Below are 26,856 nucleotides of genomic sequence, written 5' to 3'. Positions count from 1 at the left end.
GTCTTCTCCACGTCCGGGCCACGCCTCGTCCAGTGGGTCAGGTCAGCAGCACGGGCCGTCGGAGCAGCACGCGGGTTCGTTGCAGTCGGCGGCGATCCCCCACAGCGACGCGTCCACGGCGAACCCCGCGTCGCGGATCGCGTCCGTGACGTCGTACATCAGCCCCACGGTCCGCGTCTTGGAGTTCGGCGCATGGTGCAGGTAGCGGCCGAAGTGCTCCTGGCACCAGGCCGAGTACTCCTGGCTGTGCAGCAGGAACGTGTGCCAGGCAGGGTCCACGGCCCGGCTCGGCGCCATGACGTGCTCCTTCTCCGTGGTCCCCGCCACGTAGAGAAAGGCCAGCGCCTCGTCCATGGCCCTGCGGGCCGCGTCCGCGCCGAGACCGTACTCGTCGGCGCAGAACGCGGCCAGTTTCTCGAAGAGTTCGGGACTTACGAGTTCACGGCCGCGCCTGTCGGCCCGGGTCTCCACCAGAGTCGTCACAAGAACTCCTTGTCGCTCGGTCGGATCGTTCAGCCGGCGGCGCGTTCCCGCCGCCGCCTCCCGGCTCAGGGCCGGAAGTCTGTGGCCGCGGGCGAAGCGCCCAGCGCTTCCGCCACCGCCGCGGCCGCGGCGGCCGGGATGAGACCCACATGGACGTACGCGACCCCACGGTGGGTGACGGCCGTCCTGATCCCGCGCCAGGCCGTCTCGGGCAGTCCCAGCGCGGCCATCGCCGTACGGAGGGCTTCCGCCGCGTCACCGGACACGGCCCGAGCCTCGCGCCAGACCCGCATCTCCATCAGTGCGCCCGCCTCTGGTGCTCTCGCATCCGGACGTTGCAGTCCGACACGAGGCTGTAGTCGTGCTCCCGCCCGGCTGCCCTGCGGCACTGGTCGAGACGGCCGCACTCACGACATCCGGGGTGCGGGCGGGGAACCGGCAGGGAGGGTGCGGTCAGGACGACGGGGACCTGCTGCCAGTGGGGGTCGGACCTCATGCGCTACGCCTTCCGACGGGCTCGAAGGGGATGACGAGAGCATCGGGGTGCGGAGCGGACGGGCTCAACGAGATTGCGAATTCTTGCGCAGATTCACCCGAGGGCCTGGATGGCGGACTGGATCAGGTCTCGTGCCCGGTCGCCGTAGACGGCCATCTGCGCCAACTTGCCGAACGCTTTCGCGTAGTCGGCCCGTTCGCGAGGCTGGACCACGGCGATCCTCGCCGTGAGGGTTTCCACTGCCACGCGCTCATCGTCGTAGAGGTAGAAGGCTTCCAACGGCCACACGGTGCGCTCGGCACCGAAAGGGATCACTCCGAGGGAGACACTGGCCAGGGGCATGACGGTGAAGAGATGCCGTAGCTGGCCGGCCATCGCTTCGGCAGTTCCGATCCGGTGGCGCAGCACTGACTCCTCCAGGACGACGGCGAAGCGGTGACCGCCTTCGTAGAGGAACCGACTGCGGGCGACCCGTGCCGCAACAGCCTCGGTGACATCGTCCGGGGTGCCCTGGAAGTCGGTGATGGACCGCATCAGGGCGGTGGCGTAGGCAGGGGTCTGGAAGAAACCGGGTACCACGTTGGAGGCGTACACGCGCTGGTGTGCCGCCTGCGCGACGGCCGTGTAGACATCGTCCTGAGCCCGGCGCATGCCATTGCGGTGGAGCCTGCGCCACTCCTGGTACATGGAGTCGACCGCGCGGGCGGTGGCGATCAAATCTTCCGCCTGGTCGTCGGCGGAGCACGCGGCGCACCAGGCACGGATGTCCGCATCGGTCGGCATCGCCTTGCCGCCCTGGATACGGGACGTCTTGGCAGGATGCCAACCACACCGGGCGGACAACTCGTCCCCGGTGAGTCCGGCGTCCATGCGCAGGTGCGAGAGGCGTACCGCGAGGGCCTCGCGGGCCGCCTGAGCGCTTGACGAGGGGGAGACGGGCATGAGCTGGCTGTCCGGTGGTCGTGGTCAGACGGTGTACTTCTCGTGATCGACAGCACGTTCCCATACGGCCTCGAAGGCCGCCGCACAGAGCGCGACCACGGCGGGGTCCTCGCTGAACTCCTTCGGGGGAGATGCCCAATCACCCTCGCCGGTAAAAATGTTGAATTGCACGAGCCGGTTGTCGAAGAGCCAGAAGTCGGCCCCCGGCAGCGCGATGTCCAGCGCCTGACGCCTCGGCAGCCAACGAACCGACTCGCCGGCTCCGATGTTCAACGGGGTGGAAGCGTGCTCCCAGCGGATGTAGTCGGTCACCGGCTCGGACACGATGCGGGCCCTGCGCATCACCACGCCCCGGCCGACTGCCTCTCTCACCATGCCCAGCCAGCCCGGCCACCATCGCGCCTCAGGATCCAGTTCCAAGCTGCCCGTGCGTTTGAACTGCTCGAACTCTTCGGCCTCATCGCCGACGGCGTAGACGTCCCGCATCTCCAGATGCACCGCGCTGTGGCGAGTGTCGGCCAAGAGCTCAGCGAAGCTCGGCACGCTGTTCCGCGACATCACACGCCTTCCTCAAGATCGGCACCATGCGTGCGGGAATGCGGATCACCGTCTCGTGCCCGGGGATGCCCACCTTATGGCCGGCGACCCATTCCGTGCCGCTGATCAGCGTCTTCAGGACCTCTTCGGCCTTGATCCCCTGAAGCACCAGGTCAGCCGAGCCCTCCTCGACCCAGACTGTCGGCGATCCCTCGCCGCCGTATTGGGATCGATCCCGATGAACTGTAGATCCACAACGCGCTCCCTGATCCAATCGGTTGCGGGTTATTGCACGCGAAGCTTCCCCAGGACGAGACGGCCGCCAACAAGCATCGCCGGGATTGGCGTGAACCGGCCACTGGGGTCAGAAGGTCATGGTCCCCCATGGTCTACCGTGGTACCTCGGAAGGGAGCCTCCAACTCCGTCCGTCGCCTCGCGTCCCGCCCGGCGGACGCAGGAGGCACGCCCGGGCGGAGCACCCCGCCGTTGTCCGACGCGCTGGACGACCTCTTCCGCTAACCCGCCGGGCGGTGCTTCGGGCGGCGGAGGCCCGCTCGGGTGAGGCGGGCGAGGAGTTCCTTGGAGCCGACCTCGACCGCGCCGGCCGCGACCGCCCTCGCGTACCAGTCGGACGGGATGTCGTAGTGGTCGCGGTCGAAGCCGCGGGCGGGGGCGCCGAGGGCGGCGGCGAAGGCGTGGAGCTCGTCGAAGGAGACGTCGCTGATCAGGTGGGACCACATGCGGCCGTGGCCGGGCCAGGTCGGCGGGTCGATGTAGAGGGTCACGGGCGGGGCCCCGCGCCGGCCGGAGCGCCGGGCGAAGCGGCGGAGGGGCCGGCCGGCGCGGTCACGTCAGGCCGCCCACCCGGGCCACCACCACGCCCTGCTTGGCGCAGACCCAGTGGGGGTCCGGGCCCAGTTCCGGTTCCACGTCGAGGGCGTGGGGGTCGCCGGCGGAGCAGACGGGGCAGAGGGGCCAGCGGCCGTACGCCTCCAGCAGGGCGTCCTGGACGTCCTGGGCGACCAGGCCCGCCACGTACTCCACGCCCTCGGGCCACTGCTCGACCCACCAGCGGCGGTGCGTCACCGCGTCCTCCACCATCGACACGACCTGCGCGGCGGCCACGTCCCGGGCCGCGAGGTCGGCCAGCACCAGTGCGCGGGCGGCGTGCAGCGCCTGCTCCACGGGGTCGATGTCGTCCATGGGGCCATTGTCCCCCGTGCGGCGCGGGAGGACGAAGGCCGGCCGCCTTCCGGTCCGGGCCGTACCCCCATCCGCCCCAGACCCCACCGCCCCTTCCCCACCCCCAGGACCAAGGTCCCCCTCCACCCCAGCCCTCCAGCCCCTTGTCCCACCCCCCACCATGAAAGTATCTTTCAGGCGTGACCCATGACGTGAAGGAAACTTTCAGCAGCGAGGCGCCCCCCGCACCCGCCGCCCTCGCCGCCAAGGTACGGACCCTCTCCCCTTCCATGACCCGCTCCATGCAGCGGGTCGCCGAGGCCGTCGCCGGGGATCCGGCCGGCTGCGCCGCGCTCACGGTCACCGGGCTCGCCGAGCTGACCGGCACCAGTGAGGCCACCGTCGTCCGCACCGCCCGTCTCCTCGGCTACCCCGGCTACCGCGACCTGCGGCTCGCGCTCGCCGGGCTCGCCGCCCAGCAGCAGTCCGGGCGGGCGCCGTCCGTCACCGCCGACATCGCCGTCGACGACCCGGTCGCCGACGTCGTCGCCAAGCTCGCCCACGACGAGCGGCAGACGCTCGCCGACACCGCCGCCGCCCTCGACACCGTCCAGCTCGGCGCGGTCGCCGCCGCCTGCGCCGCCGCCCGCCGCATCGACGTGTACGGCGTCGGCGCCTCCGGTCTCGTCGCCCAGGACCTGGTGCAGAAGCTGCTCCGGATCGGGCTGATCGCGCACGCCCACTCCGACCCGCACCTCGCCGTCACCAACGCCGTCCAGCTCCGCTCCGGCGACGTGGCGCTCGCCATCACCCACTCCGGCTCCACCGGCGACGTCATAGAACCGCTCCGGGTCGCCTTCGAGCACGGCGCCACCACCGTCGCGGTCACCGGCCGCCCGGACGGCCCGGTCAGCCAGTACGCCGACCACGTGCTGACCACCTCCACCGCCCGCGAGAGCGAGCTCCGGCCGGCCGCCATGTCGTCCCGCACCAGCCAACTGCTCGTCGTGGACTGCCTGTTCACCGTCATCACCCAGCGCACGTACGAGACCGCGGCCCCTGCCCTCGCGGCCTCGTACGAAGCCCTCGCCCACCGCCACTCGCCCCGCACCACCACCCGCTGAACCAGGAGAGAAAGCAGCCGCCCGTGTCCTCCACGTACTCCGAACTCCGCGCCCAGCTGGCCACCCTCACCACCGAGGCGTTCCGCCCCGAACTGGCCGAGATCGACCGGCTGTCCACCCTGGAGATCGCCGAGCTCATGAACGGCGAGGACCGCACCGTCCCCGCCGCCGTGGCCCGCGCGCTCCCCGCGATCGCCGCCGCCGTCGACGCCACCGCCGAGCGGATGGCCCGCGGCGGCCGGCTGCTCTACCTCGGCGCCGGCACCGCCGGCCGGCTCGGCGTCCTCGACGCCAGCGAGTGCCCGCCCACCTTCAACACCGACCCCTCCCGGGTCGTCGGCCTGATCGCGGGCGGCCCGTCCGCCATGGTCAAGGCCGTCGAGGGCGCCGAGGACTCCAAGGAGCTCGCCGCCGCCGACCTCGACGCCCTCGGCGTCGGCCCCGACGACACCGTCGTCGGCGTCTCCGCCTCCGGCCGCACCCCGTACGCCATCGGCGCCGTCGAGCACGCCCGCGCCGCCGGGGCGCTCACCATCGGCCTGTCCTGCAACGCGGACAGCGCGCTCGCCGCCGCCGCCGAGCACGGCATCGAGGTCGTCACCGGCCCCGAACTCCTCACCGGCTCCACCCGGCTGAAGGCCGGTACGGCCCAGAAGCTCGTCCTCAACATGATCTCGACGATCACCATGATCCGGCTCGGCAAGACCTACGGGAACCTCATGGTCGACGTCCGCGCCTCCAACGAGAAGCTGCAGGCCCGCTCGCGCCGCATCGTCGCGCTCGCGACCGGCGCCCCCGACGAGCAGATCGAGGCCGCCCTCGCCGCCGCCCGGGGGGAGGTGAAGAACGCCATCCTGATCCTCCTCGCCGACGTCGACGCCGCCACCGCCGCCCGCCGGCTGGAGGAGTCCCACGGGCACCTGCGTGCGGCGCTGCACGCGACCACCCCCTGAGGCCCGCCCCCGCCCCTCCCCTCACAGCAAGGCACCACCGCACCATGAGCACAGACGACAAGAACCGCGCCACCGCCGCCGCGATCCTGCCCCTCGTCGGCGGCGCCGGGAACATCACCTCCGTGGCCCACTGCATGACCCGCCTCCGGCTGGGTCTGCGCGACCGCTCGCTCGTCCGGGACGAGGCCCTGAAGGCCCTGCCGTCCGTGATGGGGGTGGTGGAGGACGACACGTACCAGATCGTCCTCGGCCCCGGCACGGTCGCCCGCGTGACCCCGGAGTTCGAGGCTCTGGTCGCCGAGGAGGCCGAGGCGCCCGCGGCGGCCCCGGCGCCCGCGCCCTCCGCCGAGGAACTGGCCGGCAAGGGCGCCGCGATCAAGGCGGCGCGGAAGGCGAAGAACGCCACCCCGTTCAAGCTCTTCCTGCGGAAGATCGCGAACATCTTCGTCCCGCTGATCCCCGCCCTCATCGGCTGCGGCATCATCGCCGGCCTCAACGGCCTCCTCGTCAACCTCGGATGGCTGCCCGCCGTCACCCCGGCGCTCGCCGCGATCGCGAGCGGCTTCATGGCCCTCATCGCGGTCTTCGTCGGCTACAACACCGCCAAGGAGTTCGGCGGCACCCCGATCCTCGGCGGCGCGGTCGCCGCCATCATCGTCTACGCGGGCGTCGCCAAGATCGAGGTCTTCGGCCAGGCGCTCTCCCCCGGCCAGGGCGGCGTCCTCGGCGCGCTCGGCGCGGCCGTCCTCGCCGTGTACGTGGAGAAGTGGTGCCGCCGCTGGGTGCCGGAGTCGCTGGACGTCCTCGTCACCCCGACGCTCACCGTGCTCGTCTCCGGCCTGGTCACGATCTTCGGCCTGATGTTCGTCGCCGGCGAGGTGTCGCAGGCCATCGGCGACTTCGCCAACTGGCTGCTGGAGCACGCGGGTGCCGGGGCCGGCTTCCTCCTCGGCGGCCTGTTCCTGCCGCTGGTGATGCTCGGCCTGCACCAGGCCCTCATCCCGATCCACACCACCCTGATCGAGCAGCAGGGCTACACCGTCCTCCTGCCGATCCTGGCGATGGCGGGCGCCGGCCAGGTCGGCGCGGCCATGGCGGTCTACCTGAAGCTGCCCCGCAACGGCTCCCTCCGCCGCACCATCAAGTCCGCCCTCCCGGCCGGCTTCCTCGGCGTCGGCGAGCCGCTGATCTACGGCGTCTCCCTGCCGCTGGGCCGCCCGTTCGTCACGGCCTGCGTCGGCGGCGCGTTCGGCGGCGGCTTCATCGGCCTCTTCAGCATGCTGGGCGACAAGGTCGGCTCCACCGCCATCGGCCCGTCCGGCTGGGCGCTGTTCCCGCTGCTCGACGGCGACAAGGGCCTCGGGACGACGATCGCGATCTACGCGGGCGGTCTGCTCGTCGGGTACGCCGTCGGCTTCGTCGCCACCTACTTCTGGGGCTTCAGCCGCGCGATGATCGAGGAGTTCGACGTGGACCCGGAGGCGGCGGCGGCCGGGGCACCCGCCCCGGTGGCGGCCGGCGGGCCGCAGCCCGGCGCCGGCACCCCGGAGGCCGAACCGCGGCCCGTGCAGGTCTGACGTACGCCCGGCCCACCCGCCCCGGAGGTCCGGACGCCCCCCGCGCATCCGCGTGGGGGGCGTCCGGACCTCCGTCGGCTACGCGGCCGGGTCGAGCACCACCCCGACGACGCTCGACACCGGCAGCAGGCCCCAGAAGCGGGAGTCCGTGCTGAAGGCCGGGTTGTCGCCGAGCAGGGCGATCCGGCCCGGCGGCACCAGCGCCCCCTGAGCGACCCCGGCCGCCGCGCACACCTCCGGCGGGACCGGCTCCCCGGGCAGCGCGGCCACCCGCTTCACCACCAGCGGCGGCCGGGCCGCCGGGTCCCCGCCGCCGCGCGCCCGGACCAGCCCCTCGGGCGGGGCGACGACGACGATCCGGCCGGTACGCAGCCGGGCCGCGCCGCCGCGCAGGACGAGGACCCGCTGGCCGTCCCGCAGGGCCGGCATCATGCTGGGCCCGTTGATCCGCAGCCGCGAGAGGAAGCGGCGCAGCGCCGCCAGGAGCAGCAGCACGCCGGCCGCGCCGCCCAGGACCGCGTACCCGTACCCGCCCATGTCCGCCTCCACGTCCGCCTCGCTCCTCCTCAGGCCACCGGGTCGGGGACCGGGGCGTCCGCGCGGTAGCCGTCCGCCTGGAGCGTGAACAGCTCCGCGTACCGGCCGCCGCGTTCCATCAGCGCCGTGTGCGTCCCCTCCTCGACGACCCGGCCCTCGCCGAGGACGACGATCCGGCCGGCGTCGCGGACGGCGCTCAGCCGGTGCGAGACGAGCACGCCGGTCGCGCCGCCGCGCAGGGTGCGCAGGCTGTCGTGGATCTCCTTCTCCGCCTCCGCGTCGAGCCCGGCGCTGGGCTCGTCGAGGATCATCAGGTCGGCGTCGGCGCGCATGAACGCGCGGGCCACGGCGACCCGCTGCCACTCGCCGCCGGACAGCGACTGGCCGCCGGCGCCGGGGCCGCCCTGGTCGCCGTCGGGGACGAAGATCCGGCTGAGCAGGGTGGCGTATCCGGCGGGCAGCCGGGCGAGCCGGTCATGGACGCCGGCGGCGCGCGCCGCTCCGGCGACGGCGGCGGGGTCGCCGGCCCGGTCGAGCCGCCCGAGGCCGACGTTCTCGCCGGCGGTGAGGTCGTAGCGGCCGTAGTCCTGGAAGACGACGCCGAGCCGGCGGCGGTACGCGTCGGGCGGGAAGCGGCGGATGTCGGTGCCGTCCCACAGGATGCGGCCCTCGGTGGGGTCGTACAGCCGGCAGAGCAGCTTCACCAGGGTGCTCTTGCCGGCGCCGTTGAGGCCGACGAGCGCGGTGGCCTGGCCGGCGGTGAGCGTCAGGTCGACGCCGCGCAGCACCCACGGGCCGTCGTCGGCGTAGCGGAACCAGACGTTCTCGAAGGTGATCGCGGAGCGCAGCGGGCCGGGTTCCTCCGCGGGGCCCTCGGGCGCGGTCAGGTCGGGCGGGAGGTCGCGCAGGGCCCGGTACGAGACGAAGGTGAGCAGGGCCTGGTAGGCGTTGCTGCCGGTGCTCGCTAGCTGGCCGACGCCGGTCTGGATGGCGGCGGTGGCGGCGAGGAAGACGGAGACGTCGCCGACGGAGAGGGTGCCCGCGCCGACGGCCCGGACGACCCAGACGAGTCCGGCGCCGTAGACGGCGACGCCGAGCACGGCCGGCCCGACTCCCCTGACGAGGTTACGGAGTTCGGTGCGGCGCTCGGCTTCCGACGCGGCCAGCAGCTCGGCCCGCGCCCGGTCCTTGAAGTGGTCCTGGAGGCCGAAGAGGCGGATCTCCTTCACCGCGTCGGTGTCGGTGAGCAGGCTCGCGTAGAACATCTGGCGGCGGCTGCGGGCGACGATGTCCCGGATGACGGCGGCCCGGCGGCGGCCCGCGGTGAGCTGGGTCCGGAAGGTCGGCAGCGCCATGACGACGGTGAGCGCGCCGAGCAGCGGGTTGAGGAGGCAGACGGTGACGAGGAAGCCGAGGAAGGTCACGAGCGCCTGCACGCCGCCGACGACCGAGCCGATGAGCATGCCGGGGGCGGAGGAGCCGGCCTCCTGGGCGAGCCGGAGCTCGTCCTGGAAGGCCGGGTTCTCGAAGTACCGCAGTCCGGGGAGCCGGTTGACGCCCTCGAACAGCTCGTCCTGGACGCGGAGCTGGACCCGGCGGGCGTGCTGTTCGCGCAGGAAGTCGGTGACGGCCGGGACGAGCGCGATGCCGAGGCTGACCGCCACGAGGAGGACGGCGACGCGCACGAGGGCGTCGGCGGGCCGGTGCTGGGTGATGGCGTCGAACAGCTCGCGGACGAGGAGCGCGGCGGCGGCGGGCAGCAGGCCCGCGACGACGCTGCCCGCGAGATAGAGGAGGAGCGCGCCGCGCCCGGCCCGCCAGGCGAGCCCGGCGGCGGTCCGCCCGGCCGCCGCCACCTCCGCCCTCGGCTGCTTCACCGGGAGGCCGGGGCCGGGGCGGCGGGGGCCGGGGCGACGGAGGCCGGGGCTGCGGAGACCGGGGCGGCGGGGGCGACCTGGCCGCGGTCGCTGATCCGGCCCTCGGCGTCGACGTCGAGGTAGCTGGGCCAGCGGACGATGCCGAAGGAGGCGGAGGCGCCCCCGGAGCCGGCGGCCTCGGTGACGACGCGGGCCACCGGGTCGAGCAGGTCGATCATCCGCTGCCGTTCGGGGCCGCCGCCCTTGAGGAAGACGAGCACATGGTTCCGGCCACCCGGGAAGTCCTTCGCCATGCGGGCGAATTCCGGCGCCTGCTCGACGCAGGGCCCGCAGGTCGTGGAGAGGAATCCGATGACGGATCCGTTCGCGACGGAATTCCGGTCGATCTCCTCGCCGGAATGCGTACGGGTGTGGAATTCGGGGACGGGAGAACCGTCCGGGAGCTTGTTCTCCGGCGCGTCGGAGACGTATTCCCCGTCACCGGAATGCCCGGCGGCGGAGACGCGGCGGGCGAGCGCGAGCAGCAGGAAGAGATTGAAGACGGAGAGACAGCCGATCAGCACGACGGCGGCGATGAGCATGAAAGGGCCTCGCTTGGGTTCTCGGCGGGTTCAGGGGGCCCGCCGGCGGATTCCACGGGTGCCGTGATCAACGGGTGCCACGGGTTGCACGGGGGCCACGGGCGGCGCCGAAGACGTCGGCGAGCAGGTCCGTGGAGAGGACGAGCGCGCTCACGCAGACCGCGCCGAGCAGGCTGACGAACACCCCGGTGGCGTCGAGGGCGCCGGCCGCCGGGACGGGTCCCGGGCCGCCCGCGGCGAGGGCGGCGAGGAGCCCGGCGGCGGTGGCCGCGAGCAGGACGGCGTTGCGGACGAGGTGCGCGGGGCCGACCCGAGTGCGGGAGGCGCCGAAGCAGGAGCAGGAGGCGTCGATCCCCCGGCGGAGGACCGCGGCCAGGGCCGCGGTGAAGGCCGCGATCAGGCCGAAGGAGAGGGCGAACGCCCAGGTGGTGAGGGCGGGCACCCAGACGGCGGCGGCGAGGGCCACCTCCAGGACGGGCACCGCCGCGGCGACCGGTCCGGTCAGCCGGCGGGGCACCACGCGCATGTCCCGCACGGTCGCGCGGAACTCCCCGGGTGCGCGCGCCTTGCCCAGCGCGGAGGCGGCGAAGACGACGGCCACGAGGCACCGGACGGCGAGGAGCAGGGAGTCGGTCATGGGCGGTTCCTCCGTCGGACGGGTCCGGCCGGGCCCCGCCCCGGGCCGCGCGGGGCGGCACCGGGGCGGGGTTCACCGGCGGGGACTGCGCGCTGCTGCCGGAAGGGCCGTCAGCAGTCGCCCGGGTAGGACTTGGTGACGCAGGTGGGCGCCGCCGCGCAGTTCCAGGAACAGCAGACCTTCACGTAGAGCGTGGAGCCGGAGCACCAGCTGCTGCCGCCTGCGGGGCAGGCGCAGTACGCCTCGGCGCTCTCCTCGCGGAGAACGCGGCCGAGCACGCGGTCCGCCATGCCGACAATTGCCTTGACCATGGGATTCCCTCACAAAGTGGAGACGGATTTTCCGGGGTCGTGCAAACGTTCACGAGAACTCGCGGTCCGCAACCTACCCGCCGCTCGGAATAAATGTCTAGACCAGCTTCGATCTTCGTGTCCTGCATGTGAGAACACCGAGGTCAGAGGCGAAAAATCGCCCCTCCCCCGCCGACCGGGAACCGTCCGTCACCCCTCCGGAATCCCCGCCCCCATATGGACGGATCACCTCCGGAAGCACGTGCAGATGGCCGGAACCGTACGCTCGCCGCCCCGCGGAATCCGGCCCCGCCCGGCCCTTCCCGCCGTAGGCTCCGCACTCATGACGACCAAGCGCCACGACCGACACGACATCGCCGCGATCGCCGCCGACCTCGCCCCCACCGGAGTGCTGCGCGCCTCCATCAACCTGGGGAACCCGGTGCTCGCCCAGGGCACACCGGAGGAGCCCGCCGGCATCACGGTCGACCTCGCCCGCGAGATCGGCCGGCGGCTCGGACTCCCCGTGGAGACGCTCTGCTTCGACGCGGCCCGCAAGTCGTTCGAGGCGATGGCGGACGGCCGCGCCGACCTCTGCTTCCTCGCCGTGGACCCGGCCCGCGAGAAGGAGGTCGCCTTCACCGCCCCGTACGTCGTCATCGAGGGCGTGTACGCGGTCCCCCGGGACTCGCCGCTCACCACCGTCGAGGAGGTCGACGCCCCCGGCGTCCGGATCGGCGTCAAGCAGGGCTCGGCGTACGACCTCCACCTCACCCGCACCCTCGCCCACGCCACCGTCGTCCGCGGCGCGGAGGGCGTCGACACCTTCCGCTCGCTCGACCTGGAGGCCGGCGCGGGCATCCGCCAGCCGATGGCCGCCTATGTCGCCGCGCACCCCGAAGTGCGCCTGATCGACGGCCGGTTCATGGAGATCCGGCAGGCGGTCGGCACCACGGCCGGCCGGGCGCCGGAGACGGTCGCGTACCTCCGCTCGCTCGTCGAGGAGCTGAAGAGGAACGGCTTCGTCACCGACGCCCTGCGCCGCTCGGACCAGGACCCGGCCCTGGTCGCCCCCTGACACCGGCGGGAGGCCGGCGCCGGACCCCGTCAGGCCCCGCCAGGCCCCTCTCAGGAGCCCATCAGAAGCCCATCAGAAGCCCATCAGAAGCCCATCAGGAGCCCGTCAGGAGCCCGTCAGGACGCGAGCAGGGCCAGCAGCTCGGCCTCCCGCGCCGGGCTCAGGCCGGCCCGGCGCTCCCGGCCGAGGCCCTCCTCCCGCTCCCACGCCAGCGTGTCGGCGACCGTCTCGGCGGAGGGCCGCTGCCGCAGCCCGGCGGCGGCAGCGGCGGCGCCCGTACGCGCCTGGAAGCCGCCCCAGTCCTCGGCCACGATCCACAGCGGCAGCGACTCGGGCCCCATGAACTCCGCGACGCCCTGCTCCAGCAGCCACGCCGACGGCGCCGGCACGACCGGCCCGGTGTGCCCGGCCAGCTCCCGCGAGAGCGCGATCCACTCGCCCAGCGGCATGTTCGGGCCGACCGTGTCGAAGGTGCCCGTCCGCCCCTTCTCCGCCGAGTCGAGGATCCAGTCGACGAGGTCCCGCACGTCGATCACCCGCGTCGGCAGCAGCGGCTCGTCCGGCACCAGCATCGGCCCCTCGGGGTCCCGCGCGGCCCGCGCCGCCCAGTAGCCGGTCCGGCCGCTGATGTCGCCGGGCCCGCCGATGAGCCCCGCCCGGGCGACCAGCAGCCGGTCCCCGACGGCGGCGGCGGACGCCAGCTCGCAGGCCGCCTTGGCCTCGCCGTACAGCTCCCGCCCGACCTCGTCCCGGTCGGTCGGCGCCAGGAGCTCCGCCGACTCGTCGGCCCCGACCTCGGCCTGCGAGGCGTACACGTTCCCGGACGACACGTACGTCCAGTGCCGGGCCCGCCCGCCGAGCGCGTCGAGCGCCCCCCGGACGAACCCCGGCTGCCACGACACCTCGACCACGGCGTCCCACTCCCGGCCGAGCAGCGCGTCGTACGCCCCCGGCTCCCGCCGGTCCGCCGCCACGAGCACGGCCCCCTCCGCCACCTCCCCGCTCTCCCCGCGCGCCAGACACGTCACCGCGTGCCCCCGCGCCAGCGCCCGCCGCGCCACTTCGCGGCCCACCCATGCCGTCCCGCCCAGAACCAGAATCTCCATGGCCCCAGTCGACCACCGAACTCCGCGCCGCGCCGCAACAGTTCGCCGTCGGCGCACCGAGTGCGCCGACGGCGAACGAGAGGGCGGACAGACCGCTAGAACAGACCCTTGAACCCGTTCCAGCCGCTGCTGCCGACCAGCACCCGGGTGCCGTACGTACCGGCCCCGGTGGAGGCGTACCGCCACAGCTTCCCGGCCGTGTCCCGCGCCAGCAGATCGGCCCTGCCGTCCCCGGACAGGTCCCCGACCCCGACGAGCGCGGAGTACCCGCCCCAGCCACCACCGACCTTCACCCGGGCGGTCACGCCGCCGGTGGAGGTCCCGTAGTACCGCCACAGCACACCGGCGGAGTCGAGCCCGAGCAGATCCCCGCGCCCGTCCCCGTTCAGGTCACCGGCCCCGACGATCTTCTTGTACAGCTTCCAGTTGGTCCCGATCCGCACCCGCGCCTTGAGCGCGTGCGTCGCGGTCCCCCCGTAGAAGTACACATCCCCTCTGGACGCCTGCCGCGCGACGAGATCGGCGTACCCGTCCCCGTTCACGTCACCGGACGAGGTCAGCACGTCGTACCCACCCCAGCCCGAACCCACGAGCGTGTACGGCGACGACGCCGTCAGCACCTTTCCGCACCCGGGCCGGTACGCCCGCAACTGGTCACCCACCCGCGCGTACACATCCGCACACCGGTCACCGTTCAGGTCCCCGACCGGTACGAACAGCGAGGTCGTCGCGAACTTGTTCCCGACCCCGGCGATGCGCGCCGAAACGGCACCCGTCCCCGTACCCCGGTACAGCGACATCGCCCCGGCGGTGTCCATCACCAGCAGGTCACCGAAGCCGTCATCGCCTGCCATGTCCCGCCGGACCGCGGCGGCACCGGTGACGCCCACGGCCCCGGAGACGACCAGGTCGGCCCCGTGCCCGTCGGCCGGCTTCACCGTCAGCGTCCAGACGTAGACACCGTTGGCCACGTACTTCCCGGACGCGTCCTTCCCGTCCCACGACGGCGCCACGATGCCGCGCGCCTCACCGCCGGCCAGGGTCCGCACGACCTTGCCGCTGATCTTGTGCTTCAGCGAGAGGCTCCACGAGGCACCGGGCTTCGACAGCCACCAACGCGGCTTCCAGGCACCGGCCTTGATGTTCGCCGCGGGGGTGTCGGCGTCGATGGCGGCGAGCCGGCTGGTGACGCCGCCGAGACCCTCCACGCGGAACGACTGCCAGGGGTCGAGGAAGGCGACGCCTCCGCCGAAGCGGTCGACGGTCCACCTCCGGCCCTCGACGTCGTCGTACTGGGGGGAGAGTTCGCCCAGCTGCCGCCACTGCGACGTCCCGGAGCGCACGTCCTCCGTGTACAGGCTGGTGAAGCTGCCCGTCACGTCGTAGGCGAGGAACCCGTCGCCGAGCTGCGGCTCACTGGAGGACGGCAGATCGGCCCACACCGACTGGCGCTTCTCGCGATCGTGGACGACCACCTTTCGGCTGTTCGAGGCGCACGAGCGCATGATCCACTTGCCGACGACCTGCAGCGGGCCGAAGACACAGCTCGTGCCGAGGTCGGCGGTGGCGACTGTCGCACCCGTCCGCACGTCGACGGCGGAGACCGTGCCGTTCGTGCCGGATCCCGTCCACAGCTGGCCGCCCCACAGGGACTGGTTCAGGTTGGCCGAGTCGCGCAGCACAGTACCGGTCTCGATGTCCGCGACGATCGAGCGGTCGGTGGACCCCGCGGTGGCGTAGAAGTGCACGTACCGGCCGGAGGCCCGCACCATCTGGAACACCTGCAGCCCGCTCGCGTGCTTGACCAGCACGCTGCGCGTGGCGCCGCCACTGCCCGGGGTCGTCACGTGCACCGCGACAGCGCAGTCGCTGCAGCCCGGTCGGCCGACCTGCTCCAGAGTGACCAGGCGCCCGTCGCCGGTGTCCGTCCACGCGTCCGGATAGATGGCGCCGGCCAGGAGGTCCGGGCAGTTGGCGGCGGAGACCGTGGCGTCGCAGTTCCACCGGGCGGTCGCCGCGTGCGTCCCGGTGAGGGCGAGGTCGTAGCCCCGGAGCCGCAGCTCCGTGGCCGCGTCGGAGCCCTGTGCGACGAGCCGCCCGTGGGACAGGGTCACGTTCTCGCCCGGGTACGGCGCGCCGAGCGCGAAGACCCGCGTCACGGCCGGGGTGCCGTCCGTGGCCGGGGCGATGCGGTACGCGCCGGCCAGGCCGGCGGGCGTGCTGCCCACGGTGTACAGGTGCCCGTCCGTGCCGGGCATGACCGAGGACAACTGGTCGTCGACGGTGATGCCGAGGTCGCGGGGCGCGCCGCCGTCGAGGGGAACCGCCCAGAGGTCTGCCGGGATCTTGCCGTACTCCGTCATGGGCAGGTCGACCCGGTCGACGATCCACTCGCCCACGAGCCGCGGCGCTCCGCCGCTGTCCGCGATGTCCCGGGGGAGCGCGAGGCTCCGGCCAGGGGCGGCGGGGTCCGTGCGGGAGACGACGGACACCTCGGGCGTGCCGGCCGGTCCGGCGAGGACGATCCGGTCCTTGCCGAGCGCGGCGGACACGACGCCGCCCGCGAACGACGGCTTCGGCAGCGGGCTGATCGTGCCCTCCGCGAGCCCGAGCAGGCCGACGGTCCGTTCCTCGCCGGCGTCGTACGCGAGGATCGCGCTCGTACCGTCCTGGGCGAGGACCCGGGGCTCCGCGTCGGCTCCCGGCAGGAAGACCTCGCGGTCGGCGGGCGCGTTGTCGCCGTACCCCAGGAAGCGGAGGGTGACGCCACCGGTCCCCCGCACGGCCTGGACCAGCTGCTGCCGGCCCACGAGCGGAAACCATTCGTCGCCGCTGTCGTTGCTGACCGTCGTGGTGCGCCCGGTCGCGAAGTCGTGGACGACGGCGTCGCCGCCGTACGAGCCGGGGCAGACGAACACGTCGCCGTATCCGTACGGGGACGGGAATTCCGCCTCGCACGTCGGGGAGTGTGCGACGCGGCCGTCGGAGAGCCGCTTCCAGCGGGACTGCAGGCTGTTGCTGAGCTGCACACCGGTGCCGACGCCCAGGACGGAGGTGGACGGTGTGAGGTGCGGCGCGGTCGACGGGTCGATCGTCACGCTGTACGGCGCGGTGTCGGCCGCCATCGCGGCCGGGCCCGTGGTGGCCGCGAGGCCGGTGAGGGCCAGGGTCGCGCTCAGGGCGAGCGCGACGGTTCTTCGGACGGACAAGTAAGGGGTCCCCTCGTGCGGAACGTCGATGGCGACAGGCGCGCGGGGGACGCGGAACGGCGGCACGACGGCCGGGGACGTTCACGCGGGCGCTGGCCCGATGCCCCCCACCTGCCGGCTGGCGTGATCGTACAACTGGCCGAAACCCGACGGGAAGTGGAGGGTCCCCGTCCGGCGGCGCCCCGAAATGGGCGGGCCCCGTGGGGCCGGGCCGTCCTACCCTGCCGCCATGCGTATCCACAGGACGGCGTACGTGTGCCTGCCGTGCCGGGGCTCGTACAAGCAGGGGCGCGAGCACGGGCAGGAGCACCGGTGTCCCCGCTGCGGGGAGCCGATGACCGGGGTCGGGGCGGTGTTCCAGCCGCCGCGGCGGCGGGACGACGAGGGGTGGCGGGTGCTGGCAGTGCTGCTGCGAGCCGGGGTGCGCTTCGACTTCTCCTGCTGCCAGAACTGCTGCGGCCCCGGCTACCGGCCCCGGACGCTCGCCGAGGTGAAGGCGCGCGTCGCGTACGCCCGCCGGACCGGCGAACCGCTCGCCGAGGCCCTCGTCCGGCCCGTCGTCTGAGCGGGCCGGGAACGCGCCGAGGGCGGCACCCCCTGCTGGGGAGTGCCGCCCTCGGTTCGCGTTTCAGCGATGAACCACCGATCCGTCAGGATCAGAAGTCCATGTCACCGCCCGGCATGCCGCCGCCGGCCGGGGCCGCGGCCTTCTCCGGCTTGTCGGCGATGACGGCCTCGGTGGTGAGGAACAGCGCGGCGATCGACGCGGCGTTCTGCAGCGCGGAGCGCGTCACCTTGGCCGGGTCGATGATGCCCTCGGCGACCAGGTCGACGTACTCGCCGGTCGCGGCGTTGAGGCCGTGGCCCGGGGTCAGGTTGCGCACCTTCTCGACCACGACGCCGCCCTCGAGGCCGGCGTTGACCGCGATCTGCTTGATCGGGGCCTCCAGGGCGAGCTTGACGATCGCGGCACCGGTGGCCTCGTCGCCGTCCAGCTCCAGCTTCTCGAAGACGCTGGAGGCCTGGAGCAGGGCCACGCCACCGCCGGCGACGATGCCCTCCTCGACGGCCGCCTTGGCGTTGCGCACGGCGTCCTCGATGCGGTGCTTGCGCTCCTTGAGCTCGACCTCGGTCGCGGCACCGGCCTTGATGACCGCCACGCCGCCGGCGAGCTTCGCGAGGCGCTCCTGGAGCTTCTCGCGGTCGTAGTCGGAGTCGCTGTTCTCGATCTCGGCGCGGATCTGGTTCACGCGGCCCGCGACCTGCTCGCTGTCACCGGCACCGTCGACGATGGTGGTCTCGTCCTTGGTGATGACGACCTTGCGGGCGCGGCCCAGCAGGTCGAGACCGGCCGACTCGAGCTTGAGGCCGACCTCCTCGGAGATGACCGTGCCGCCGGTGAGGATGGCGATGTCCTGGAGCATGGCCTTGCGGCGGTCGCCGAAGCCCGGGGCCTTGACGGCGACGGACTTGAAGGTGCCGCGGATCTTGTTGACGACCAGGGTCGACAGGGCCTCGCCCTCGACGTCCTCGGCGATGATCAGCAGCGGCTTGCCCGACTGCATGACCTTCTCCAGGAGCGGGAGGAGGTCCTTCACGGAGGAGATCTTGGAGTTGACGATGAGGATGTACGGGTCCTCGAGCGCGGCCTCCATGCGCTCCATGTCGGTCGCGAAGTACGCCGAGATGTAGCCCTTGTCGAAGCGCATGCCCTCGGTGAGCTCGAGCTCCAGACCGAAGGTCTGCGACTCCTCGACGGTGATGACGCCTTCCTTGCCGACCTTGTCCATGGCCTCGGCGATGAGCTCGCCGATCTGGGTGTCGGCGGCGGAGATGGAGGCGGTGGAGGCGATCTGCTCCTTCGTCTCGACCTCCTTCGCCTGGTCGAGCAGGGCGCCGGAGACGGCCTCGACGGCCTTCTCGATGCCGCGCTTGAGGGCCATCGGGTTGGCGCCGGCGGCGACGTTGCGGAGGCCCTCGCGGACGAGCGCCTGGGCGAGGACGGTGGCGGTGGTCGTGCCGTCGCCGGCGACGTCGTCCGTCTTCTTGGCGACTTCCTTGACCAGCTCGGCGCCGATCTTCTCGTACGGGTCCTCGAGCTCGATCTCCTTGGCGATGGAGACACCATCGTTGGTGATCGTGGGGGCGCCCCACTTCTTCTCGAGGACGACGTTGCGGCCCTTGGGGCCGAGGGTGACCTTGACGGCGTCAGCGAGCTGGTTCATGCCGCGCTCGAGACCGCGCCGGGCCTCCTCGTCGAACGCGATGATCTTGGCCATGTGAAGTGGTCCTCCCGGACATGGGGTGGATAACGCTCCAGGAACGCGCCGACGCCCGCGACGGACGGCCTCCGCGCTCCGCGTGGTTCCTTGCCCCACCCGGGTCGGCGGCCTCGTCTGCTCGATCCTCGTAGCACTCTCACCTTCCGAGTGCTAACGCCAATGATTAGCACTCGCCCTAGGAGAGTGCAAGCGACTCTCGTGGATCGGGCAGGTCCACGCCGCCCCCTCCCGCCGCGCGGGCCCGCCGCGCCCCCGGACCGCCCCGCCGCACCGGTCCGGGAACGCGCGAGGGGCCCGCATCCGTGGTGGATGCGGGCCCCTCGACGACGAGACGCCGGTGGCCGATCGCGCCGTGCCTCAGGCGGTGACCTTGACCATGTCCGCCTGCGGACCCTTCTGGCCCTGCGAGATCTCGAACTCGACTCGCTGGCCCTCTTCGAGGCTGCGGTACCCATCCATCTGGATGGCGCTGTAGTGGACGAAAACATCCGCACCACCGTCGACCGCGATGAAGCCGTAGCCCTTCTCCGCGTTGAACCACTTGACGGTGCCCTGAGCCATGCCTAACTCCCCTATTACGTACTGGCCCTTGAGCGGACCCGCACTTCGCGGACCCGGGTCAGAACCTGCGCCGGAACGCGTCGACCGCCGCTGAATGTATCTGTCCAACTGCCCTCTGCAACAGGGCAATCGACCGGGAATTCTGAAGGGCGCGGAAAGGGGGATCGGGAAGAAATCCTCGAATTGCGGGGCAAGTCGGGCCGGGCAAAGGGCACATAAGGGGCAGAGTGCGCGCGCTTTTCGGCCGCTTGTTGTCGCATTCTTGTCAGGTCCTGGTCCGCACTCATATGCGTCCGGCATGAGCGGCGGAGGGGACTTCCCCAACTCTACCGCGCTCAACCATGCAGAATTGCCCCCTCCGCTTTCTCTCGCGGAGGGGGCAATTCAGTACCGCCGGGTAACGGCGAAGGGGTCGGCCGAACGGCCCGCGGCGGGGGTCAGCAGCCGCCGGCGACGGCCGGGATGATCGAGACGCCCGCGCCGTCCGGCGTGGCGGTCTCCAGGCCCTGCTCGAAGCGCACGTCGTCGTCGTTCACGTAGACGTTCACGAAGCGGCGCAGCTTGCCCTGGTCGTCCAGGACGCGGGCGGCGATGCCGGTGTGGTTCTTCTCCAGGTCGGCGATGACCTCGGCGAGGGTCGCGCCCTCGGCGGGGACCTCGGACCGCCCGCCGGTGTAGGTGCGGAGGATGGTGGGGATGCGGACGTTCACGGCCATGGCGGTCGTCGTACCTCTCTGAGTCAGTGGGCCAGGCCCGCGTCGCGGAACGCGTCCAGGCTCGGGCGGATGGTGGCGGTCGCCTGAGAACTGTCGGCCACGGCGTCCAGGGTCTTGAGCCCGTCGCCGGTGTTGAGGACGACGGTGGTGAGGTTCGGGTCGATCACGCCGGCCTCGACGAGCTTGCGGGTCACGCCGACGGTCACGCCGCCCGCCGTCTCCGCGAAGACGCCCTCGGTCCGGGCGAGCAGCTTGATGGCGTCCACGACCTGCTCGTCGGTGACGTCCTCCACGGCGCCGCCGGTGCGGCGGGCGATGTCGAGGACGTACGGGCCGTCCGCCGGATTGCCGATGGCGAGGGACTTGGCGATGGTGTTCGGCTTCTGCGGGCGGACCACGTCGTGGCCGGCCTTGAAGGCGGCGGACACCGGGGAGCAGCCCTCGGCCTGGGCGCCGAAGATCTTGTACGGCTTGTCCTCGACCAGGCCCAGCTTGATGAGCTCCTGGAGCCCCTTGTCGATCTTCGTCAGCTGGGAGCCGGACGCGATCGGGATGACGAGCTGGTCGGGGATGACCCAGCCGAGCTGCTCGCAGATCTCGTACGCGAGCGTCTTGGAGCCCTCGCCGTAGTACGGGCGGAGGTTGACGTTGACGAAGCCCCAGCCCTCGCCGAGCGGGTCGCCGATGAGCTCCGAGCAGAAGCGGTTGACGTCGTCGTAGTTGCCCTCGATGGCGACGAGGTCACCGCCGTAGACGCCGGCCATGACGACCTTGCCCTGCTCCAGGTCGTGCGGGATGAAGACGCAGGAGCGGAAGCCGGCGCGGGCGGCGGCGGCGCCGACGGCGCCGGCCAGGTTGCCGGTGGAGGAGCAGGAGAGGGTGGTGAAGCCGAAGGCGCGGGCGGCCTCCAGGGCCTGGGCGACGACCCGGTCCTTGAAGGAGTGGGTCGGGTTGCCGGAGTCGTCCTTGACGAACAGCTTGCCGGGGGCGACGCCGAGTTCGCGGGCGAGGTTGTCGGCCTTGACGAGCGGGGTCCAGCCGGGGTTCAGGTTCGGCTTCTCGGCGACGTCGGCGGGGACGGGCAGCAGGGGCGCGTACCGCCAGATGTTCGCGGGTCCGGCCTCGATCCGCTTCCGCAGCTCCTCGGGGTCGCCGGTGGGCAGGTCATAGGCCACTTCGAGGGGGCCGAAACACAGCTCGCAGGCGAAGATCGGGCCGAGGGGGAAGACCTCGCCGCACTCGCGGCAGGAAAGTCCGGACGCGGGACCGAGGTCGACGGCGGGGGCGGCGTTGTCGGCAGCGGCGTTGGCGGGTGCGACGGTCTGTACAGCCATGGAGGCGAGGCCCTTTCTCCTCATCTTCCTCATGGCGCATTTCGCCATGAGACGGATTTGGCACCTTCCCTAGCCGGGGGCCTCGCGGACGCAAGACAAACCGACTGGAGGGTTGCCGGGGCTTCAACGGGCCGTATCCCTCTGCCCCTCTGGATGAGCGGTATTCGATTGTGAGACGCGGGCGGGACCCCGACATGCACCGGGCCTCCGCGTTGTTCAAGACTGTAACCGAAGGCTTCGAAGGTGGAGACGGTCGTCCGATCCGCGAGATGGAGATCACGTTGCTGGAAGAAGTGGAGCGCTGGCTGACCCGGCGGTCCTGGTCCGTGTCCGACCGCCCCCTGGAACGGGTGCTCGCCGCCAAGCGCGGGACGACGGTCAGTGTGGTGCTGCCCGCGCTGAACGAGGAGGCGACCGTCGGGGACATCGTCCGCGTGATCCGGCGCGAGCTGATGACCGAGGCGGTGCCGCTGGTCGACGAGCTGGTGGTGGTCGACTCGGGCTCCACCGACCGCACGGCCGAGGTCGCGGCGGCGGCCGGGGCGCGGGTCGTCGCGCGGGACGCGATCCTCCCCGGGATACCGGCCGTCCCCGGCAAGGGCGAGGTCCTGTGGCGGTCACTGATGGTGACGAGCGGGGACGTGGTCTGCTTCGTGGACGCGGACCTGCGGGACTTCTCGGCGGACTTCGTCACGGGGATCGTCGGACCGCTGCTCACCGACCCCGACGTGGACTTCGTGAAGGCCATGTACGACCGCCCGTTCGGCGACACCCCTGGTCAGGGCGGCCGGGTGACGGAGCTGGTGGCGCGCCCGCTGCTGAATCTGCACTGGCCGCGGCTGGCCGGCTTCGTCCAGCCGCTGGGCGGCGAGTACGCGGCGCGCCGCTCGCTGCTGGAACGGCTCCCCTTCCCCGTCGGTTACGGAGTGGAGCTGGGCCTGCTGGTGGACGCGCTGCACACGGTGGGCCTCGACGCGCTCGCGCAGGTCGACGTGGGCGTGCGCAAGCACCGGCACCAGGACGGGCAGGCGCTCGGCCGGATGGCGGCGGCGATCTACCGCACGGCGCAGCTGCGGCTCTCGCGCGGCCACCTCGTCCGCCCGGTGCTCACCCAGTTCGAGCGCGGCGCGCACGGTTTCGAGCCGCGGACGTACGCGGTGGACACGGAGGAGCGCCCGCCGATGGCCGAGATCGCGGAGTACGCGCACCGCCGCGTGGCGTAACGTCCGCAGATCGTCGGTTTTGCCTACATTGCCCTTTTATGCGCTTCGTACGATCTCACGCCGTCCGGGTGCTCGCGGCCGGCCTCCTCGCCGCGACCGCCCTCCCGCTCGCGGCGGCCGGACCGGCCGCCGCCGCCGACGTCGTCGTCGAACCCTTCGGGCAGCGGTACCAGAAGGAGTCCGACGCCCCCGCCGGGCTCGCGTTCCCGGTGCCGGTGCCGGAGCCGCGGGTCACCGGGACGGCGAGCCCGCGCACGGTGCGGCCGGCCCCGGCGCCGTCCGCGCCGGCCCCGGCACCCTCGCCCCCCGCGCCGATGGCCGCGACCGGCCGCGGCGGGGAGCGGCTGTGGCTGCTCGGCGCGCTGGCGGTCGTCCTCGCGGGCACGGGCCTGGTCGCCAGGGCGGCGATGCGCGGCCGGGGCGACTGACCTGCGGCGCGACGCTCCGTGGCCGGATCGGCGCGTCTCGTATACGTACGTTTGAGCGTTTCCGGGACGGGCTAGGTTCGCCACATGGTTTCCGTACTCGTCGCATCCAACCGCGGGCCCGTCTCGTACACGCTCGGAGACGACGGCACGCTCTCCTCCCGCCGGGGCGGGGGCGGCCTCGTCTCCGGGCTCAGCGCCGTGGACTCCGAGGACAGCCTCTGGGTCTGCGCGGCGCTCGGCGACGGCGACCGCGAGGCCGTCCGGCGCGGCGTCGCGGAGCCCGGGGTGCGGATGCTGGACATCGACCCGGAGGTGTACGCCGACGCGTACAACGGCGTGGCGAACGCGACGCTCTGGTTCCTCCACCACCACCTGTACGACATCCCGCGCGAGCCCGTCTTCGACGCGGAGTTCCGCCGCCGCTGGGAGGCGTACCGCGCCTACAACCGCGCGTTCGCGGAGGCGCTGGCCGCCGAGGCCGGCGACGGCGCGGCGGTCCTGGTGCAGGACTACCACCTGGCACTGGTCCCCGGGATGCTCCGCGCGCTCCGCCCCGACCTCAGGATCGGCCACTTCACGCACACCCCGTGGGCGTCGGCGGAGTACCTGGCGATGGTGCCGGACGACATCGTCGAGGAGCTGCTGCGGGGCATGCTGGGCGCCGACGAGCTCGGCTTCCACACGGAGGAGTGGGCGGAGCACTTCCGCGCCTGCTGCGCCCGGCTGGGCGGGTCCGGCACGGACGGCACCCGGATCCGGGTGTACGCGCTCGGCGTCGACGGCGACGACCTGCGGGCCCTCGCCCACCGCCCCCAGGTCGACGAGCGGCTGGCCCGCCTCCGCGAGGAGACCGGCGGCCGGAAGACGATCGTCCGCGTCGACCGCACCGAACTGTCCAAGAACATCCTGCGCGGCCTGCTCGCGTACCGCGAACTGCTCACCGCGCACCCCGAGTGGCGCGGCGAGGTCGTCCACCTGGCGTCCGCGTACCCCTCCCGGCAGGACCTGGAGTCGTACCGCGCGTACACCGCGTCCGTCGTGGAGCTGGCCGAGGAGATCAACGCCGAGTTCGGCACCGCCGACTGGCAGCCGGTCCTGGTCTCCGTCGAGGACGACTTCACCCGCTCCCTCGCCGCGTACCGCCTCGCCGACGTGGCCCTGGTGAACCCGGTCCGCGACGGCATGAACCTGGTCGCGAAGGAGATACCGGTGGTCTCCGACGCCGGCTGCGCCCTGGTCCTGTCGCGGGGCGCCGGCGCCTACCGGGAGCTGCGCGAGCACGCGCTCACGGTGAACCCGTACGACGTCTCCGGCACCGCCGAGGCGCTGCACCGGGCGCTGACGATGCCGCCGGACGAGCGGGCCGCGCGCACCGCCCGGCTCGCGGAGGCGGCCACGGCCCTGCCGCCGCGGCGCTGGTTCCTCGACCAGCTGGACGCCCTCCGCAAACCGTCCTGACCGCCCTAACCGCCCTGCCCGGAGTCCTGCCCCTGCCCGCCGGACGCCTCCCGCCGCTCCCGGCCCCAGGCCGCGAGCGGTTCCAGGGCGTCGTTGAGGCGGAGGCCGTCCTTGGTGAGGCCGTACTCGACGCGCGGCGGCACCTCGTCGTACGAGACGCGGCGGACGATCCCGTCCGCCTCCATCTCCCGCAGGTGCGAGGCCAGGACCTTCTCCGTGATGCCCGGCACCATCCGCCGCAGCTCGCCGAAGCGCCGCTCGGGACCCTCGTGGAGCGCCCACAGGATGAGCACCTTCCACTTGCCGCCGATGACCTCCATGGCGGTGTCGATGCCGCAGACGTGCCCGTCGTCGTCCTCGGGCCGGTTCACCGTCGCCATCCGTCCACCCTCCTGACCTGCTCGCTCACCTCAGGGTAACCACCCACTCCCAAGTGCGTACTTGAGCGGCCCGCGGCCCTGGCAGAGCCTTGGGGACATGACAGCGACCGCGCACGCCAAGACCCCCGTCACCCTCCTCGGCCTCGGTGCCATGGGCACCGCCCTCGCCCACGCCTGGCTCGCCGCCGGCCACCCCCTCACCGTCTGGAACCGCACCGCCGCCCGCGCCGAACCGCTCGCCGCGGAGGGCGCGACGGTCGCCGCCACCGCCGCCGACGCGATCGCGGCGAACGGCCTGGTGATCGTCTGCCTGCTGGACGACGCCTCGGTCGGGGCCGCCCTCGACACCGCCGACCTCACCGGCAAGGACGTCGTCAACCTCACGACCACGACCCCCGCCGAGGCCCGCGCCCGCGCCACCTGGGCCACCGCCCGCGGCGCCCGCTACGTGGACGGCGGCATCATGGCCGTCCCGCCGATGGTCGGCGTCCCGCAGGCCGGCGGCTACGCCTTCTACAGCGGCGCCCGGGACCTCTTCGAGACCCACGAGGCCACCCTCGCCGTCCCCCTCGGCACCCGGTTCGTCGGCACCGACCCGGGCCACGCGGCCCTCCACGACGTGGCCCTGCTCAGCGCCATGTACGGCATGTTCTCCGGCGTCGCCCACGCCTTCGCGCTGATCCGCAAGGAGGACGTCGACCCGGCCTCCCTCGCCCCGCTGCTCACCGAATGGCTCACGGCCATGGCCGGCCCGCACATCACCCAGACCGCCGACCAGCTGACGAGCGGCGACTACACGACCAACGTGGTGAGCAACCTCGGCATGCAGACCGCGGGCACCCCCACCTTCCTCACCACCGCCGCCGACCAGGGCGTCAGCCCCGAACTCCTCACCCCCTACTTCGCCCTGATGCGCCGCCGCCTCGCCGAGGGCGACCCGTCGGAGGACCTGACGGGCGTGGTGGACCTGCTGCTGCGGTGACGCGGTGAGGGTCTGGGACGCGGTGAGGGCGTGCCTTCAGTCCTCCCCCCGTACCGCCCTCGCCAGGTCCGCCAGGAGTGCGACCACCCCGGCCGGGCCGTCCACCGCCAGGTCGGCGCGGTCGGCGAGTTCGGGGACCTCCGTCGAGCCGGAGCAGACGAGGAGGCCGGGGAGGCCGTCGCCGCGCAGCTTCTCCACGGCGGCGAAGGCGGGCAGGTCGCCCAGGTCGTCCCCGGCGTACAGCACGGAGCCGGCGTCCTTCTCGCGTACGAACCCCGCCAGCGCCACGCCCTTGTCCATGCCCGGGGGCCGCAGCTCCAGGACCAGGCGGCCGGGCTCCAGGACGAGGCCGTGTGCGGCGGCCAGTCCGGCGAGCGGGTCCTTGAGGGCGTCGAAGGCGCCCTGCGGGTCCTGGGCGCGGCGGGTGTGGACGGCGACGGCGCGGCCCTTCTCCTCGATCCAGACGCCGGGCCAGGCGCCGTGCCGGTCGAGGAAGCCGGGGAGTTCGGCGCGGACGGCGGCGACGCCGGGGTGGGGGGCGGCGGCGGTGACGGCGCCGGTGGCGGCGTCCCAGCGTTCGGCGCCGTAGTGGCCGAGGACGGTGAGGTGGTCGAGGCCCGGTACGCCGGCGAGCCCGCCGTGCCGGACGGCGACTCCGGCGGGGCGGCCGGTCACGACGACGACGGCGGCGACGTGCGGGGCGAGGGCGGCGAGCGCGGGGACGGCGCCGGGGTGGGCGCGGGCCTGCTCGGGGTCGGGGACGATCTCGGCGAGCGTCCCGTCGAAGTCGAGGGCGACGACGGCCTCGGACGGACGCGCGAGCAGTGCGTCCAGGCCGTCGCGGCCGGCGGGTGTGGCCGGGTGCGGAAGGCTGCTGACCAT

Annotated in this window: 28 protein-coding genes, 1 pseudogene and 1 riboswitch; of the genes and pseudogenes, 9 read left to right on the top strand and 20 right to left on the bottom strand. The window is 72.9% G+C overall.

Annotated features, from left to right (window positions below; all coding sequences use genetic code 11):
- Window positions 1–42: 42 nt before the first annotated feature.
- The 7 genes and pseudogenes from ACFVQZ_RS06865 to ACFVQZ_RS06835 form a co-directional block, all read right to left on the bottom strand.
- Entirely contained in the window at window positions 43–483 is a 441-nt protein-coding gene (locus ACFVQZ_RS06865; RefSeq protein ID WP_383620201.1) for a glycine-rich domain-containing protein, read from the bottom strand.
- 65 nt (window positions 484–548) lie between these two features.
- A complete protein-coding gene (locus ACFVQZ_RS06860; RefSeq protein WP_383620198.1) occupies window positions 549–749 on the bottom strand; it encodes a hypothetical protein in 201 nt (66 codons plus the stop codon).
- A gap of 323 nt (window positions 750–1,072) precedes the next feature.
- Window positions 1,073–1,921, bottom strand: coding sequence for a helix-turn-helix transcriptional regulator (locus tag ACFVQZ_RS06855; protein WP_030498469.1), 849 nt, complete (start codon window positions 1,919–1,921; stop codon window positions 1,073–1,075).
- A gap of 24 nt (window positions 1,922–1,945) precedes the next feature.
- Window positions 1,946–2,479, bottom strand: coding sequence for a DUF6879 family protein (locus ACFVQZ_RS06850; protein WP_383620196.1), 534 nt, complete (start codon window positions 2,477–2,479; stop codon window positions 1,946–1,948).
- Window positions 2,448–2,713 (bottom strand): annotated as a pseudogene (locus ACFVQZ_RS06845) (hypothetical protein). The gene ACFVQZ_RS06850 and the pseudogene ACFVQZ_RS06845 overlap by 32 nt, the downstream one beginning before the upstream one ends.
- Before the next feature lie 261 nt (window positions 2,714–2,974).
- Window positions 2,975–3,244: a DUF4031 domain-containing protein gene (locus tag ACFVQZ_RS06840; protein WP_030498472.1), complete on the bottom strand. Its 270-nt coding sequence runs from the start codon at window positions 3,242–3,244 to the stop codon at window positions 2,975–2,977.
- 61 nt (window positions 3,245–3,305) lie between these two features.
- The gene (locus tag ACFVQZ_RS06835; protein WP_030498473.1) at window positions 3,306–3,662 is read right to left on the bottom strand and encodes a hypothetical protein; all 357 of its coding nucleotides are present in this window, start codon (window positions 3,660–3,662) and stop codon (window positions 3,306–3,308) included.
- A 179-nt stretch (window positions 3,663–3,841) separates the two neighbouring features.
- Here ACFVQZ_RS06835 and ACFVQZ_RS06830 point away from each other — a divergent pair, with 179 nt between their 5' ends.
- The 3 genes from ACFVQZ_RS06830 to ACFVQZ_RS06820 are packed head-to-tail and all read left to right on the top strand — an operon-like array spanning window position 3,842 to window position 7,295.
- Window positions 3,842–4,765 carry a MurR/RpiR family transcriptional regulator gene (locus ACFVQZ_RS06830; protein ID WP_383620194.1) on the top strand — a complete coding sequence of 308 codons (924 nt, stop codon included), beginning with the start codon at window positions 3,842–3,844 and terminating at the stop codon, window positions 4,763–4,765.
- A 23-nt stretch (window positions 4,766–4,788) separates the two neighbouring features.
- Window positions 4,789–5,718 carry an N-acetylmuramic acid 6-phosphate etherase gene (gene murQ / locus ACFVQZ_RS06825; RefSeq protein ID WP_383620192.1) on the top strand — a complete coding sequence of 310 codons (930 nt, stop codon included), beginning with the start codon at window positions 4,789–4,791 and terminating at the stop codon, window positions 5,716–5,718.
- 44 nt (window positions 5,719–5,762) lie between these two features.
- Window positions 5,763–7,295 (top strand): PTS transporter subunit EIIC, encoded by a 1,533-nt coding sequence (locus tag ACFVQZ_RS06820; protein WP_030498256.1) that lies wholly within the window; start codon window positions 5,763–5,765, stop codon window positions 7,293–7,295.
- Window positions 7,296–7,373: 78 nt separating this feature from the next.
- Here the strand turns inward: ACFVQZ_RS06820 and ACFVQZ_RS06815 are convergent, their stop codons facing one another.
- The 5 genes from ACFVQZ_RS06815 to ACFVQZ_RS06795 form a co-directional block, all read right to left on the bottom strand.
- The gene (locus ACFVQZ_RS06815) at window positions 7,374–7,844 is read right to left on the bottom strand and encodes a S26 family signal peptidase (protein WP_383620189.1); all 471 of its coding nucleotides are present in this window, start codon (window positions 7,842–7,844) and stop codon (window positions 7,374–7,376) included.
- A 17-nt stretch (window positions 7,845–7,861) separates the two neighbouring features.
- Complete coding sequence (locus tag ACFVQZ_RS06810) at window positions 7,862–9,709, bottom strand: ABC transporter ATP-binding protein (protein ID WP_383620186.1); 1,848 nt, start codon at window positions 9,707–9,709, stop codon at window positions 7,862–7,864.
- On the bottom strand, window positions 9,706–10,290 hold the full coding sequence (locus ACFVQZ_RS06805) for a hypothetical protein (protein WP_063835414.1): 585 nt from the start codon (window positions 10,288–10,290) through the stop codon (window positions 9,706–9,708). Before ACFVQZ_RS06805 ends, ACFVQZ_RS06810 begins: the two co-directional genes overlap by 4 nt.
- 67 nt (window positions 10,291–10,357) lie before the next feature.
- Window positions 10,358–10,927 (bottom strand): MauE/DoxX family redox-associated membrane protein, encoded by a 570-nt coding sequence (locus ACFVQZ_RS06800; RefSeq protein WP_383620183.1) that lies wholly within the window; start codon window positions 10,925–10,927, stop codon window positions 10,358–10,360.
- A 110-nt stretch (window positions 10,928–11,037) separates the two neighbouring features.
- Window positions 11,038–11,238 (bottom strand): hypothetical protein, encoded by a 201-nt coding sequence (locus tag ACFVQZ_RS06795; RefSeq protein WP_321193488.1) that lies wholly within the window; start codon window positions 11,236–11,238, stop codon window positions 11,038–11,040.
- A 322-nt stretch (window positions 11,239–11,560) separates the two neighbouring features.
- On the opposite strand from ACFVQZ_RS06795, the gene ACFVQZ_RS06790 reads away from it, so the two are divergent.
- Window positions 11,561–12,295, top strand: a complete 735-nt coding sequence (locus ACFVQZ_RS06790; protein ID WP_383620179.1) for a transporter substrate-binding domain-containing protein — start codon at window positions 11,561–11,563, stop codon at window positions 12,293–12,295.
- A 116-nt stretch (window positions 12,296–12,411) separates the two neighbouring features.
- Here the strand turns inward: ACFVQZ_RS06790 and ACFVQZ_RS06785 are convergent, their stop codons facing one another.
- Together ACFVQZ_RS06785 and ACFVQZ_RS06780 are read right to left on the bottom strand one after the other, a co-directional pair.
- Window positions 12,412–13,401, bottom strand: coding sequence for an NAD-dependent epimerase/dehydratase family protein (locus ACFVQZ_RS06785; protein WP_383620176.1), 990 nt, complete (start codon window positions 13,399–13,401; stop codon window positions 12,412–12,414).
- A 95-nt stretch (window positions 13,402–13,496) separates the two neighbouring features.
- Window positions 13,497–16,610 carry an FG-GAP-like repeat-containing protein gene (locus ACFVQZ_RS06780; protein ID WP_383620173.1) on the bottom strand — a complete coding sequence of 1,038 codons (3,114 nt, stop codon included), beginning with the start codon at window positions 16,608–16,610 and terminating at the stop codon, window positions 13,497–13,499.
- A gap of 229 nt (window positions 16,611–16,839) precedes the next feature.
- Here ACFVQZ_RS06780 and ACFVQZ_RS06775 point away from each other — a divergent pair, with 229 nt between their 5' ends.
- Entirely contained in the window at window positions 16,840–17,175 is a 336-nt protein-coding gene (locus tag ACFVQZ_RS06775) for a deoxyxylulose-5-phosphate synthase (protein ID WP_383620171.1), read from the top strand.
- A gap of 91 nt (window positions 17,176–17,266) precedes the next feature.
- On the opposite strand, the gene groL is transcribed toward ACFVQZ_RS06775, so the two are convergent.
- The 4 genes from groL to thrC all read right to left on the bottom strand — a co-directional run bounded on the left by groL (window position 17,267) and on the right by thrC (window position 21,503).
- Window positions 17,267–18,889, bottom strand: coding sequence for a chaperonin GroEL (gene groL, locus ACFVQZ_RS06770; RefSeq protein WP_030498266.1), 1,623 nt, complete (start codon window positions 18,887–18,889; stop codon window positions 17,267–17,269).
- A 360-nt stretch (window positions 18,890–19,249) separates the two neighbouring features.
- A complete protein-coding gene (locus tag ACFVQZ_RS06765) occupies window positions 19,250–19,453 on the bottom strand; it encodes a cold-shock protein (RefSeq protein WP_030498267.1) in 204 nt (67 codons plus the stop codon).
- A gap of 437 nt (window positions 19,454–19,890) precedes the next feature.
- Window positions 19,891–20,169 (bottom strand): MoaD/ThiS family protein, encoded by a 279-nt coding sequence (locus ACFVQZ_RS06760; protein ID WP_030498268.1) that lies wholly within the window; start codon window positions 20,167–20,169, stop codon window positions 19,891–19,893.
- A gap of 23 nt (window positions 20,170–20,192) precedes the next feature.
- Entirely contained in the window at window positions 20,193–21,503 is a 1,311-nt protein-coding gene (gene thrC, locus ACFVQZ_RS06755; protein WP_383620169.1) for a threonine synthase, read from the bottom strand.
- Window positions 21,504–21,520: 17 nt separating this feature from the next.
- Window positions 21,521–21,663: riboswitch (SAM riboswitch) on the bottom strand.
- Between the two features lie 121 nt (window positions 21,664–21,784).
- On the opposite strand from thrC, the gene ACFVQZ_RS06750 reads away from it, so the two are divergent.
- From ACFVQZ_RS06750 to ACFVQZ_RS06740, 3 genes are all read left to right on the top strand, one after another.
- Entirely contained in the window at window positions 21,785–22,726 is a 942-nt protein-coding gene (locus ACFVQZ_RS06750; protein ID WP_030498270.1) for a glucosyl-3-phosphoglycerate synthase, read from the top strand.
- Window positions 22,727–22,764: 38 nt separating this feature from the next.
- Window positions 22,765–23,154 carry a hypothetical protein gene (locus ACFVQZ_RS06745; protein ID WP_383620167.1) on the top strand — a complete coding sequence of 130 codons (390 nt, stop codon included), beginning with the start codon at window positions 22,765–22,767 and terminating at the stop codon, window positions 23,152–23,154.
- Between the two features lie 84 nt (window positions 23,155–23,238).
- Window positions 23,239–24,612: a trehalose-6-phosphate synthase gene (locus tag ACFVQZ_RS06740; RefSeq protein ID WP_383620165.1), complete on the top strand. Its 1,374-nt coding sequence runs from the start codon at window positions 23,239–23,241 to the stop codon at window positions 24,610–24,612.
- Between the two features lie 5 nt (window positions 24,613–24,617).
- On the opposite strand, the gene ACFVQZ_RS06735 is transcribed toward ACFVQZ_RS06740, so the two are convergent.
- Window positions 24,618–24,992 carry a helix-turn-helix domain-containing protein gene (locus ACFVQZ_RS06735; RefSeq protein WP_030498273.1) on the bottom strand — a complete coding sequence of 125 codons (375 nt, stop codon included), beginning with the start codon at window positions 24,990–24,992 and terminating at the stop codon, window positions 24,618–24,620.
- A gap of 97 nt (window positions 24,993–25,089) precedes the next feature.
- Here ACFVQZ_RS06735 and ACFVQZ_RS06730 point away from each other — a divergent pair, with 97 nt between their 5' ends.
- Window positions 25,090–25,974, top strand: a complete 885-nt coding sequence (locus ACFVQZ_RS06730) for an NAD(P)-dependent oxidoreductase (RefSeq protein ID WP_383620162.1) — start codon at window positions 25,090–25,092, stop codon at window positions 25,972–25,974.
- Between the two features lie 36 nt (window positions 25,975–26,010).
- On the opposite strand, the gene otsB is transcribed toward ACFVQZ_RS06730, so the two are convergent.
- Window positions 26,011–26,856: a trehalose-phosphatase gene (gene otsB, locus ACFVQZ_RS06725; protein ID WP_383620160.1), complete on the bottom strand. Its 846-nt coding sequence runs from the start codon at window positions 26,854–26,856 to the stop codon at window positions 26,011–26,013.

This window comes from Streptomyces sp. NPDC057854 (genome assembly GCF_042797055.1).
Taxonomy (GTDB): Bacteria; Actinomycetota; Actinomycetes; order Streptomycetales; family Streptomycetaceae; genus Streptomyces.
The sequence above is the reverse complement of the archived record's forward strand: the minus strand, read 5'-3'. Positions and strand labels throughout refer to the sequence as shown.